8 protein-coding genes are annotated in these 12959 nt (G+C 54.9%); all 8 read left to right on the forward strand.

Annotated elements, in window-relative coordinates:
- The first annotated feature begins 68 nt into the window (after positions 1-68).
- The 8 genes from nth to RJP21_RS10065 all read left to right on the forward strand — a co-directional run bounded on the left by nth (position 69) and on the right by RJP21_RS10065 (position 12869).
- Positions 69-734: an endonuclease III gene (gene nth, locus RJP21_RS10030; protein ID WP_160041467.1), complete on the forward strand. Its 666-nt coding sequence runs from the start codon at positions 69-71 to the stop codon at positions 732-734.
- Between the two features lie 46 nt (positions 735-780).
- On the forward strand, positions 781-1053 hold the full coding sequence (locus RJP21_RS10035; protein ID WP_160041469.1) for an NAD/NADP transhydrogenase alpha subunit: 273 nt from the start codon (positions 781-783) through the stop codon (positions 1051-1053).
- A 214-nt stretch (positions 1054-1267) separates the two neighbouring features.
- A complete protein-coding gene (locus RJP21_RS10040; protein ID WP_310859147.1) occupies positions 1268-4921 on the forward strand; it encodes a dynamin family protein in 3654 nt (1217 codons plus the stop codon).
- 593 nt (positions 4922-5514) lie between these two features.
- The gene (locus RJP21_RS10045) at positions 5515-7287 is read left to right on the forward strand and encodes an ABC transporter ATP-binding protein (protein ID WP_160041473.1); all 1773 of its coding nucleotides are present in this window, start codon (positions 5515-5517) and stop codon (positions 7285-7287) included.
- Positions 7284-9155, forward strand: a complete 1872-nt coding sequence (locus tag RJP21_RS10050; protein ID WP_310859148.1) for an ABC transporter ATP-binding protein — start codon at positions 7284-7286, stop codon at positions 9153-9155. The genes RJP21_RS10045 and RJP21_RS10050 overlap by 4 nt, the downstream gene beginning before the upstream one ends.
- Before the next feature lie 221 nt (positions 9156-9376).
- Positions 9377-10567, forward strand: coding sequence for a formate-dependent phosphoribosylglycinamide formyltransferase (gene purT, locus RJP21_RS10055; RefSeq protein WP_310859455.1), 1191 nt, complete (start codon positions 9377-9379; stop codon positions 10565-10567).
- A complete protein-coding gene (locus tag RJP21_RS10060) occupies positions 10557-11018 on the forward strand; it encodes a GNAT family N-acetyltransferase (RefSeq protein WP_310859149.1) in 462 nt (153 codons plus the stop codon). The genes purT and RJP21_RS10060 overlap by 11 nt, the downstream gene beginning before the upstream one ends.
- A 186-nt stretch (positions 11019-11204) precedes the next feature.
- The gene (locus RJP21_RS10065; protein WP_310859150.1) at positions 11205-12869 is read left to right on the forward strand and encodes a response regulator; all 1665 of its coding nucleotides are present in this window, start codon (positions 11205-11207) and stop codon (positions 12867-12869) included.
- Positions 12870-12959 lie beyond the last annotated feature (90 nt).

Genomic DNA, 12959 nt, shown 5'->3' on the forward strand with positions numbered 1-12959 from the left:
ATACACCGTCTTGATACGGGGAGTCTTACCCGTATCAGGACGTTTTTTTTGCAGGAGGTACAAAAGCGATGAAGGCAGCAACCGTACGACATATACTTGATACCATCGGCGGGATGTTTCCCGACGCCCATTGTGAATTAAACCACAGCAATGCGTTCGAACTGACGATTGCCGTGCTGCTGTCGGCGCAATGCACGGACGAGACGGTAAACAAAGTCACGAAGGATTTGTTCCAAAAGTACAAGTCCCCCGAAGATTACGTTGCCGTTCCGCTTGAGGAGCTGGAACAGGATATCCGCAGGATCGGTCTTTACCGGAACAAGGCCAAGCATATCCGGAATTTATGCATGCTGCTGATGGAACAATACGGCGGGGAAGTGCCGAGCTCGCATGATGAGCTTGTCAAGCTTCCGGGAGTGGGACGCAAAACCGCCAACGTCGTGGTTTCGAACGCGTTTGGCGTGCCGGCGATCGCGGTGGACACGCATGTGGAACGGGTCTCCAAACGGCTGGGACTGGCCAATTGGAAGGATTCGGTGCTGGAAGTGGAAAAAAAGCTGATGAAGCAGGTGCCGCGCGACGAGTGGACGCTGACGCACCACCGGCTCATTTTTTTCGGGCGTTATCACTGCAAAGCACAAAATCCGAAATGCCAGGTATGCCCGCTGCTTGACGTATGCCGCGAAGGAAAAAAACGTATGAAGACATCCCAAATCAGAAAAGATAAGGAATAGCATGAACGGATAGGAACTACAAAGATGGAGAAGGATGGGATTATACATGAAATGCATCTCAGTGTACACAGACAACTTTGAACTGTTTTCGGATATTATGGACCAAGTGATGGAAACCCCGTTGGCCGAAAATGAAGAAAAGGAATTCGAAGGGATTACCGTCAGCAATTCCGGCGAAGTGCCCGAGCATTATTTGGACCGCATGTCCGTCAAGCCGGAGGTTGTCGTTATGAAGGACAAGTCCCGCGGAACCACCATTTTGCAGCATGGCAAAGTGTTCGAAATTCTCGTTCCGGAGCTCGAAAACGCCAACGCCTAGATATAAATTCAATCGAATATTTACCTTAGTAACCATAAAACCGAAGACCATTCGGTTTTATTTTTTTGCTTTTTTAAGGGCAGCAGGCCGGTGCCCGGCGAAAAATGTTTCTCATTCCTTTGCCGAAATGTTAAAATGTAACTATTTGGGGAATCCGGAAAGGATTCAACGCGAATTCCGCAGTTACTGACAGAGCTAAGGGGAGAAAGGCAGTATGACGACATCGAGTCCGATCATTCAATTCAACACGGCTTCTTTGCAGCATTTGCAGGAACATTTGGAGGGCTGGGGAGATCACCAATCGGCCCAATTCGTAAGCGATTTGTTACAAAAGGCCGCGGCGGGAGAAATGACGATCGCTTTTTGCGGCCATTTTTCCGCGGGCAAGTCCAGTTTGATCAATTCCTTATGCGGCAAAAAGGTGCTGCCTTCCAGCCCGGTGCCAACAAGCGCCAACGTCGTTTCGATCCGAAACGGCGAGCCGAGGGCGCTGATCTATCCGGCAACCGAAGGCGATTCGGAAGGCCGGGGATCCGTGCCGCAGGAAGTGTCGTTGGACGAATTATACGCGTACTGCACCAATGGCGGCTCGTATTCGTCGGTCGAGGTATGGGACCGTATTCCGCTGCTCGGGGAACGCGGCGTGCTGATGGATACGCCGGGAGTGGATTCGACGGACGACAGCCACCAGAAAGCCACCCATTCGGCTCTTCATTTGGCGGATACGGTGCTGTACGTCATGGATTACAATCACGTGCAGTCGGAAAATAACCTGGCTTTTGCGAAAAGCTTGTCCGACTGGGGGAAACCGTTATATCTCGTTGTGAACCAGATCGATAAACACCGGGAACGGGAGCTGTCCTTCGAGAGCTACAGGGCCGAAGTGGAGGCCGCTTTCAAGCGGTGGCAGGTCGACTATACGAGCCTGCTGTTCACATCGCTTAAAGAGACGGATCATCCGCAAAACCAATGGGAACAAGTCAAAGAACTGGTCGGAAGCCTGATCGAGAAACGGGAGCCGATTTTAAACTATAGCCTGGATTGTTCCGCACGCCATATCGCCGAGCAGCATGCGAAAAAATACGCCGATTCGCTTGAAGATGCGAAGGAACGTCTGTTGGAGGAGATGGGCGGAGCGGAGGCGGCCGCCAAGCTGGAAGCGGAAATCGCAGGCTACCGCAAAGAGCTGGAGCGGCTGAAAGAGCTTCCGCAAACGGAGCGCGAGCAAATCCGCAAACAGGTCGACTCGCTGCTGGATAATGCCAACATTACGCCTGCGGAGCTGCGGGATCTGGCCGGCGCATTTTTGGAGAGCCGGAAAAACGGGTTCAAGGTCGGGCTCTTTTTCAGCGGATCCAAAACCGAGCAGGAGAAGCAGGAGCGTCTCCGCAAATTTGCGGCTGCCCTCAGCGAGCAGGCATCCGCCCAGATCGAATGGCATTTGCTGGAGCTGCTGAAGAAGTGGGGCAAATCGCTTGACGTGTGGACGGAAGAACGCCAGCAGAAGTTGCAGGAATTGATGCCCGAAATCACCGAGGGCATGCTGGAAAGTTCGGTGAAGCCGGACATGGTGCTTTCCGGCGAATACGTGTTGAATTACTGCCGGATGCTGTCGGCAGATATCAAAGGCATGTACCGCCGCGCCGCCGTGAACGCGGCGGAGGATTTGCTGGCGGATGTAGCCGCATCCGCCAAAGAGCAGCAGCAGCGCGTCGTCCGCGACTTGAACGCGCTGCTGGAACGGTCCGCCGCGATGTCCCGCTATCAGGAGCTGGAGCGGGACATCGCGGCGCGCGAGGCGGCAGCCCTGGAGCTGCTGCCGCCCCGCGTCACGCTCACCCCCGGCTTCCTGCCGGAGGTGAGCGCCCCTGCCCCTGCGGCTGCGCGGCCGCAGGGCAAGGATGCGGGCGCGCGGACGGTCGCGCCCGCCGCCCCGCTGCGCGGGGCGGAGCCGCTTGGCGGCGCGGCCTTCGGCCGCCGCCAGCGGCTGGACGCCGCGGCAGCCCGCCTGCAGGACGCGGCGGCGCTGCTCGCGCGCTACCCCGCGCTGGCTTCCGCCGCGCGGGGGCTGCGGAGCCGGGCCGAGGCGCTGGCCGGCGGCTCCTTTACGATGGCGCTGTTCGGTGCGTTCAGCGCCGGGAAATCGTCGTTCGCCAACGCATTGCTCGGCGAACGCGTATTGCCCGTATCGCCGCATCCGACGACGGCGGCGATCAACCGCATTCTGGCGCCGCAGGACGGCTTTGAGCACGGCACCGCCCGCGTGACGATGAAGTCGCCGGCCGCCTTCCGGGAGGACCTGGAGTATTCCTTCTCCGTGCTCCAGCTCGGAACGCCGCCGGAGGACGGCTGGCTGCAGGCGATCGAAGAGCTTCGGCCGGAAGGCATCCATCCTTCCGGGCTGCCGCATTACGGATTCCTGAAAGCGGCGGCCGCAGGCTGGAAGGATACCCGCGAACTGCTCGGCACGGTGCAAACCGTCGATTTGGAACGGTACAAAACTTTCGTCGCCGATGAAACCCGTTCATGTTTCGTCGAACGGATCGATTTATATTACAGCTGCCCGCTGACGGAGCAAGGCATCGTGCTGGTCGATACCCCGGGTGCCGATTCGCTTCATGCCCGCCATACGGGCGTCACGTTCCAATATATGAAACACGCGGACGCGATCGTGTTCGTGACCTATTACAACCACGCCTTTTCCAAAGGCGACCGCCAGTTTCTTGCCCAGCTCGGCCGCGTCAAGGACAGCTTTGCGCTCGATAAAATGTTTTTTATCGTCAACGCCTCGGACCTTGCTTCCTCGGAGGAGGAGCTGGAGCAGGTCGTCAAGCATGTTGAGGGCAATTTAAAAGCGCGGGGCATCCGGCTTCCGCACATTTACCCGGTATCCAGCATGAAGGCGCTGGAGGGCAAAATGGCCGGCGATAAAGAGCTGTATGCCGAATCGGCTTTCGAAGCTTTTGAAAACGCGCTCGGGTCGTTTGCCGGCGAGGAGCTGCCGAAGCTGTCCCTGGCCGGCAGCGTCCAGGAGATTGCCGCCGTCCGCCGCCGGGCTGGCGAATGGGCTTCCCTGGCCCGTCAGGATGCAGGAGCCAGGGAGCGGCGCCGCGGGCAGCTGGAGGAGGTCAACAAGCTTGCCTTGAACCGGATCGATGCGTTTGCCGCGCAGGATTTGGCCCGCGATATGGAACAGGAGACGCAGGAGCTGCTGTACCATGTAAGGCAGCGGATCGGCTTCGGACTCGGCGAGTTTTTCGCCGAAGCTTTCCATCCGTCGGTGCTCCGGGAGGACGCGGGACAGCTGAAGCGGATCTTCGAAGGCTGCGGACGCGAGCTCGAACGGACCATCGTCCGCGAGCTGGAGCAGGAACTGTGGGCGACGACGCTCCGGCTGGAGAACAAGGGCAAGGCGGTGCTGCGGACGGCTGCCGAAGAAGCGGCGAAAGACATACGGGATTACGACGCGGCGATGATGCTGACGCCGCCGGAGGAAAAGGATTGGGTTTCCCCGCAATGGGAAGACGCGGGCCGGGTTCATTTCGTGGACTGGAACGCTTATTGGCCCTTGTTTAAGTCGCCGAAGCATTTCTTCGAGGGCGGCGGCCGGGAGAAGCTGAGAAACGCGATCGAGCCGGTGATCAAGGATGCGTTAAGCGCGGAAGCCGCCAAAAAGCAGGAAATGCTTGTGGAATTCTACGGCGGGCTCGTGGCTGCCGCCCAATCGAGGCAAAAGGAAGAGCTCAAAGAGCAGCTGAAGGAAGCGATGGAGGCGGCGAGCGCGTCCCTGGCTTCCGGCGAGCAGCCTGAAGTGTGGGATAAGCTTGCGGCGCAGCTTGAGCAAATGGAACATGAGATCATGTCGTGACCGGAATGCCGCGATAAACGCGATATAAAGGAAGCGTTGCATGACGGAGTTCAAACTCCGAACATGCAGCGCTTTTTTTGCTCTCGCTAACGGCGGTCTGCCTTCGATGAAGTTACAGCGGTAAGCGGTTTTCGCAAGCGGATGACCCACTGGTTAACCTTCGCGTTTCGGTTATTGGTAAGCATTTGCCAGCTGAAATGATCTTCTTGTTGGGTTCGGCAGAGAACGCGAGGATTTTCTATGATTTGATAAGTAAATCAGGATTAAGCCGAGGTAATGACCATTGATTGCCAATGCCGCGAAAATATGCCCGGTTATCCTCTTTGCCGCCTTGGGGAGACGGTGATAAACTTTCAAATATTCGACGTCGCATCCGGGAGGAACACGTAAAAATCGGGGGAAAACGGCCCGAAATCGCCGTACATCCGGCAGGAGCGGTTTTGGGGGTCGGGAAGAATTTTTAAGGCACGCATCCCGATGCCGCTATAACGCTCCATTCCGGCGCAGCGTTGCCGAAAGGGGCCTATTCGTCCGGTAAGCGCCGCCCGCATGCGAAGCGATCAAGTTTTCAGATGACATGAAGGAGGAGAACCATGAATGTTCTCAGGCAAATGCAGAGCTTTTTTTGGGAGAAGAGGAGTTTTCTATATTTATCTATACTCTGCCTCGCCATAGCTACTGCACTCGGGCTTGTAACCCCGAACCTGCTGCGCACGCTTATTGACGATGCAATCCAGGCGCAGCATTTTGAAAAAGTCCCCGCGTTGGCACTAACCGTCATCGTGGTCGTCGCATTGAAAGCGCTAATGCAATTTTTAAGCGGTTTCTTCGGCGGAAGAATGGGGAACTATTTGGCTTACCGTTTGCGGAACGGATGTTACGAGAAACTGCAAGTTTTGTCTTTCCGTTACTACGACAAGGCCAGAACCGGAGACTTGATGTCCCGTCTGACCGGGGATCTCGAAGCGATCCGCCAGTTTATCGCCTTCGGCATTCCGCAAATTTTGAATACGATTCTGATGGTAGTGTTCGGCGCCGTCGTGATGTTGTACATCAGCTGGCAGCTGACGCTTATTACCATGATCAGCATCCCGTTCCTGGTCATCGTCGCTTTGAAGTTCGAAAACCGGATTCATCCGGCTTTCCAGGAAATGCGGCTTGCGCTCAGCGCATTGACCACGTCGGTCCAGGAAAACATTACGGGGGTTAGAACCGTCAAATCCTTTGCTCGCGAACCTTATGAAGTAGATAAGTTCTCGATTCGCAATGAACGATATAAATCCAACCAGATTTTTGCATCGGGCCTTTGGAGCCGCTATTTTCCGCTGATGGAGCTGCTCGCCTGCATCTGCGTCGTCGTGCTTCTCGGGGCAGGCGGCACGATGGTCGTCCGCGGGCCGTTGACGCTGGGCGGTCTGGTCGCCTTTTTCAGCTTGATCTGGTACATTATCGGGCCGATGTGGAACATCGGATATTTGATCAACAACTACACGCAGTCGGAGGCTTCCGGAGAACGGGTCATGGAGCTGTTGAACCAGCCGATCGACGTGCAGGACAAGGAAGGCGCGATAGAGCTGCGCACGGAGGACGTCAAGGGGCATGTCACGTTTGAAAACGTCACCTTCGCTTACGGGAACAAGCTGCCCGCGGTCAAAGACATCAACCTCGACGCGCGTCCGGGATCGGTCATCGGCTTTCTGGGGGGAACCGGCTCCGGCAAATCGACCATCATCCAGCTGCTGATGCACGCTTATAACGTAGACAGCGGCCGCATCAAGCTGGACGGCATCGACATCAACGACATCAAAGTGCAAAGCCTGAGAAGCCAAATCGCCTCCGTATTCCAGGAGACGTTCCTGTTTTCCTCCAGCATCCGGAACAACATCGCGTACGGCATGAAAGACGTGTCGATGGACGAAATCATCCGGGCGGCGAAGCTGGCCAAGGCGCATGACTTTATTATGGAAATGGCCGACGGCTACGATACGATCGTCGGGGAACGGGGAATGGGCTTGTCCGGCGGGCAGAAGCAGCGGATTGCGATCGCGCGGGCACTGCTCAAAAACCCGAAAATCCTGATTCTGGACGACGCGACGAGCGCCGTCGACATGGAAACCGAACATGAAATTCAATCGGGATTCCAGGAAGTCATGAAAGGGCGGACGACGTTTATTATCGCGCACCGGATTTCCTCGCTGCGGCATGCCGACGAAATTCTCGTCTTGGACGAAGGGAAAGTCGTGCAGCGGGGCAAACATGACGAATTGATCCGGATGCCTGGACCATACCAGGACGTTTACCATATACAATATGCAGACCACATTGCCCGGATGAATGGGGATGCAGGAGAGCAGGTGAACTCATGAGTACGGCATTTAACGCGGAGAAACGCTCTCAACAAGAAAAAGGCAGGCCGAAGGGAAGCGCCTCGGGCAAAACCGGGGAGCGTTTCGTATACCAGGACGATGAAATCATCGAAAAACCGTTTAACTGGTCGCAGCTGACGAGATTGTTTTCTTACATGAAACCATATACCAAACAGCTGCTGCCGCTGGTCATCCTGATGATGGTGCTCGGTACGGTGACGAAGCTGACCGTACCGTACTTGACCAGTATGGCGATCGACAAAGCGATCGCGCCGAAGGACGGAGGTTCCGCAAGCCTGACGATGTTGTATACGATCACGGCATTCGTCCTTGTTCTTTATATTATTCAATGGCTTGCGAGCACGTTCCGCATCAAATTCACGAATATTATCGGACAACGGGTCATATATGATCTGCGGAGCGATCTGTTCAAACATATCCAGAAGCTGTCGTTTAACTTCTTCGACAAACGTCCGGCGGGTTCGGTGTTGGTTCGCGTCACGAACGACGTCAACTCGCTGCAGGAGCTTTTTACGAGCGGCGTCGTGAACCTTATGATCGACTGCGTGCAGCTGATGGGCATCGTCGTCATTTTGCTCGTGATCAACTGGAAGCTTGGGCTCGCGGTCATCATGACCGTGCCGATCATGTTTTTCATTTCGACCAAGCTGCGGATTCGAATCCGCCGGGCTTGGCAGGACGTGCGGATGAAAAACTCGCGGATCAACTCCCACTTGAACGAAGCGATCCAAGGGATTCGCGTCACTCAGGCGTTTACGCAGGAGCAGGAAAACATCAAGTTTTTCGACAAAATGAACATGGACAGCAGAAAATCATGGGACCGGGCTTCCGCGCTCAACCAAGGTTTCGGGCCGCTGATCGAAATTACGGGCGGCATCGGGACGTTGATCCTGTTCTGGCTCGGCGCTTATCTCATCCAGCATGACCAGCTGACGGTCGGTCTCCTGGTCGCTTTCTCAAGTTATGTCGGCAGCTTTTGGGAACCGATCAACCGCCTTGGGCAAATGTACAATCAGCTGCTGGTCGCCATGGCTTCCTCGGAACGGATTTTCGAGTTCATCGACGAAAAGCCGAGCATCGACGACAAGCCGAATGCGGTACCGATGCCGAAGATCGAAGGAAACATCAAGCTTGAGAACGTCGTATTTGAATACGAAAAAGGCCGGCAGGCGCTCAAGGGCATCAATCTGGACGTCAAAGCAGGCCAAACGATCGCGCTCGTCGGGCATACCGGGTCAGGCAAAAGCACCATCATCAATTTGCTCAGCCGTTTTTACGATATTTCAGGCGGGAAACTTACGATTGACGGCCTGGACATCCGCGACGTGAAGCTGGAAACGCTGCGCAGCCAAATCGGCATCGTGCTGCAGGACACCTTCATATTCTCCGGCACGATTCGCGACAACATCCGCTTCGGGCGTTTGGATGCGACGGACGAGGAGATCGAAGCGGTGGCGAAAGCGGTGAACGCCCATGAATTTATCGAAAAACTTCCAGGCGGTTACGATACGGAGGTTGAAGAACGGGGCAACATGCTTTCGATGGGGCAGCGTCAGCTATTGTCATTCGCGCGTGCGCTGCTGGCCGATCCGCGGATTTTGATTTTGGATGAAGCGACCGCCAGCATCGACACGGAAACCGAGCTGAAAATCCAGGATGCGCTGAAGGTGCTGCTGAAAGGACGGACTTCCTTTATCGTGGCGCACCGTCTGTCGACGATCCGCCATGCCGACAAAATCGTCGTGCTCGATCACGGCGAAATCAAGGAAGAGGGCAATCACGCTGAACTGATGCGCCAGCAGGGAACCTATTACGGCCTGATCGAAGCCCAGTTTAAATTCATTTAATAATGCCCGGAAACGGCTTTTTGGAACATTTCACAACAAACTTCTGTAAAATCAATGAACTTCTTCTTCGATTCGACAGCCAATAGGCCTAAAAATGAGGAAAGTTTGTGAACATTACAGGAAATTGTCGGAGCACTCTTGCAATCTTTCACCTAAACCCTGAAAATAGTTATTGAGGTATACAGATGTGGTATACACTAGTAGGGGGGAATAGGGAAGTGGTGTGGGGTGCTCCTTTTTCTGCACATGCCAAGAAGATGCTGCTGCTAGGCAGCGGCGAATTGGGGAAAGAAGTAGTACTTGAAGCCCAGAGACTGGGCGTGGAAACCATTGCCGTGGACCGATACGAACATGCGCCCGCGATGCAGGTCGCGCATAGGTCCCATGTGATTGATATGCTCGATGCCGATTCCCTGAAGCAGATTATTCATCAGGAAAAACCGGATCTGATCGTACCTGAAATTGAGGCCATAGCAACGCAGGCTTTGCTGGAACTTGAAGAAGAGGGTTACCGCGTCGTTCCAACGGCCAGGGCCGCACGGCTGACGATGGACCGCGAAGGCATACGCCGCCTGGCGGCGGAGAAGCTTGGCCTGAAGGTCGCGGACTACCGTTTCGCCGACAGCCTGGAGGAACTGAAGGAAGCCGTTGCCGTTTTGGGAACGCCATGCGTGGTCAAGCCGATCATGAGCTCTTCGGGCAAAGGGCAAAGCGTCTGCCGCACGGAAGACGATGCGGAGGCGTGCTGGAATGCCGCGATGGAAGGCGGGCGGGCCAAAAACGGCCGCGTGATCGTCGAATCCTTCGTTTTGTTCGAAAGTGAAATCACGCTGTTGACCGTACGCTCTGTAAGCGGAACCACGTTTTGCAAACCGATCGGACATATTCAGAAAGACGGCGACTATGTCGAATCCTGGCAGCCGCATGAATTAAGTCCGGAACATTTGAAGGAAGCAGAGCTGATTGCGAAAGCCATCACCGACGAGCTTGGCGGGTATGGCATTTTCGGAGTCGAACTGTTTGTGACGAAAGATGGAATCATATTCAGCGAAGTTTCGCCGCGTCCGCACGATACCGGGATGGTGACGATGGTCACCCAGGATTTGTCGGAATTCGCCCTGCACGTCAGAGCGATTCTCGGGCTTCCGATCCCGTCGGTCGAATTGTTGACGCCGGGAGCTTCGGCAACTTTGAAAGCGGAAGACGCAAGTACGAATTTTGCTGTTGGAGGCGTAGAGGAAGCGCTCAGCCTGCCGCGGACGCAAGTGCGCGTATTCGGCAAGTCGGAGACGAGAGCCGGGCGAAGAATGGCTGTCGCCTTAAGCGCCGATAGGGATCTTCAGAAAGCACGGAAAACGGCGAAACAAGCCGCCAGTCTTTTAAAAGTGGAGGAATATGATCATGAACAGTAATGTCCTGGCACCTGCTCTGCAAATCCGCAATTCCAACTGCGACAGCGACCTCGAGGCGGTCGTGGCATTGATGCGGGAACTGAATTATCCGACGACGATCAACGTAATGCGCGAGCGTATCGAAGCTTCCGAGAACAATCCGAAGCTTTGCACGATGGTTGCGGAGCTTGACGGCAAAGTGATCGGCATGGTTGCGCTGAATCAAGTGAAATCTTTTGCGAGAAACGAGACGGCCACCCAGGTTTCGGCTCTCATCGTGGCGAAGGAGCACCGCGGCCAAGGCATCGGTAAAAGGCTGATCCGCAGCGCGGAGGAATGGGGCAAAAAGCAAGGCTGCCAAACGCTTTTCCTCGTCAGCGGAAACCGCATCGAAAGAGCGCCTGCCCATGCGTTTTATGAACATATCGGTTTTGAAAAAATCGGATACCAATTCGTGAGAAAACTGAACTAATTCACCATACATTTGAATACGCTCGTCCCTTTGCGGGACGGGCTTTTTTGTTTTAAGGGTTATCTATGCCCGTTAATATTTACAATTTTTCCCCGCCGAGATAGAATACGGGAACAACGATGGGAAGCGTTTACAAGCAATCCCGATGTTAGCCTGTATTAAATCTGTAACGAAGGTGGATGGAAAATGATGTACAAGCTGTTGCTGGTGGAAGACGAAGCAGACGTAAGGGAAGGATTGGCATGGGAAATCGATTGGGCAAGCCATGGTTTCCAGGTCGTGGACACGGCCGAAAACGGCAGGGAAGCGGCGGAACTGTTCGAGAGGCAGATCCCAGACGTGGTGGTGACCGACATCCAAATGCCGTTTATGGACGGCCTGGAGCTGGCGGCGTGGATCAAGGAACGGTACCGGTCGACGAAAATCATCATTTTGACGGGGTATGACGAATTCGAATACGCGCAAAAAGCGATCAAGCTCCATATCGACGAATACGTGCTTAAGCCTTTTTCATCGCAGGAACTCGTCGAGGTGCTCCTCAAAGTCCGCAGGCAAATGGACGAGGAACAAGCTGAAAAAGAAAACGTACATGTGCTGAAGGAACATTACCGCAAAAGCATTCCCGTGCTGAAGGGGCTTTTTTTGTCCCAGCTCGTCACGCGGAGCATGGCGGACGAAGAAATTCGCGAAAAATGCGGCAGCTACGGCGTCGAATTGACCGGTCGCAGCTTTATGGCTTCCGTGCTTCGGGTGGATTACGTCCACCAGGACGAGGGGGCTGTTAAAAACCATTCGGAAGCGGCCTTCTCGCTCAAATATTCGGAGGACCGTTATCTTCAATTGTTTGCCGTATTGAACGTTGCTGAAGAAATTGTCAGCCGCCATGGCGGTTTTAGCGTGTTCATTCACGCGGAGGATTGCGTGCTGCTGACCGCTTCCCCCGATCCGGACGCTGAACTGGCGGCGCAGCAAACGCTGGCGGTACTTGACGAAATCCGCCTCAGCGCATCCAAATTTTTGAAGCTGACGCTCACGGCCGGCGCCGGGACGGTATGCGCAAAACCCGGAGAGATTCACCAATCCTACCGCAAAGCGATGCAGGCGCTAGACTACAGGCTGATTCTCGGGAACGACCGGGTGATCTGGATCGCCGATATCGAAACGGAACGCACCGACCCGCTCAATTTCGACGAACTTCAGGAAAAGTCTTTTATCCGCTGCCTAAAAGTGGGAACCCCGGATGAACTCGATGCGCTTTTGGACGGCTTTTTCAACGGTATCCAGGCCGGCCAGCTATCCGTTCAGGAATGCCAGGTGTATTTGATGGAAATTCTCGCCTGCGTAATGAAGGTTGCGAAGGAATTCGGCGTCGAGCCGGATCATCTGTTCGGAGAGGGGGCGTACCCGTTTGCGGAGATCTATAAATACAACCATATCGGGGACGTCAGACGATGGATCGGAGGCATTTGCCGGAAGCTTATGGGCTTTATCGTTCAAGGTCGGCAGACCGGGTATAACCTGCTGGTCGAATCGGCCAAGGCGTATATTCAGCGGCATTTCCGGGACAGCGATCTGTCGATCAGTACCGTGTGCAGCCATCTGCACATCAGCACCGGGTATTTCAGCAGCATTTTCAAAAAAGAAACGAAAACGACCTTCGTCAACTACTTGATGCACATCCGCATGGAAGCGGCGAAAGAGATGCTGCGTTCGTCGGACATGAAGGCGTTTGAGATCGCCGAGGCCGTCGGATTTTCGGACCCGAATTACTTCAGCTTCTGTTTCCGCAAACAATTCGGGCTGTCGCCAAGGGAATACCGGAACGGGAACGGAGGTGTCGAGATCCGTTGAAAATCGAAAGCAAACCGAAGCTGCTTCGCCTCCCCCGCATCGGCCTCATATTTAAGCTGCGAAGCATTCAAACGATCATTACCGTCACGT

The organism is Paenibacillus sp. VCA1 (assembly GCF_031583795.1).
GTDB lineage: Bacteria > Bacillota > Bacilli > Paenibacillales > Paenibacillaceae > Paenibacillus_AQ > Paenibacillus_AQ albilobatus.

Bases quoted from the DNA above. Each gene is read 5' to 3' on its own strand.
- RJP21_RS10045 (WP_160041473.1), top strand. From the start codon at position 5,515: ATGAATGTTCTCAGGCAAATGCAGAGCTTTTTTTGGGAGAAGAGGAGT.
- RJP21_RS10035 (WP_160041469.1), top strand. From the start codon at position 781: ATGAAATGCATCTCAGTGTACACAGACAACTTTGAACTGTTTTCGGAT.
- RJP21_RS10050 (WP_310859148.1), top strand. From the start codon at position 7,284: ATGAGTACGGCATTTAACGCGGAGAAACGCTCTCAACAAGAAAAAGGC.
- RJP21_RS10060 (WP_310859149.1), top strand. From the start codon at position 10,557: ATGAACAGTAATGTCCTGGCACCTGCTCTGCAAATCCGCAATTCCAAC.
- RJP21_RS10065 (WP_310859150.1), top strand. From the start codon at position 11,205: ATGATGTACAAGCTGTTGCTGGTGGAAGACGAAGCAGACGTAAGGGAA.
- RJP21_RS10040 (WP_310859147.1), top strand. From the start codon at position 1,268: ATGACGACATCGAGTCCGATCATTCAATTCAACACGGCTTCTTTGCAG.
- nth (WP_160041467.1), top strand. From the start codon at position 69: ATGAAGGCAGCAACCGTACGACATATACTTGATACCATCGGCGGGATG.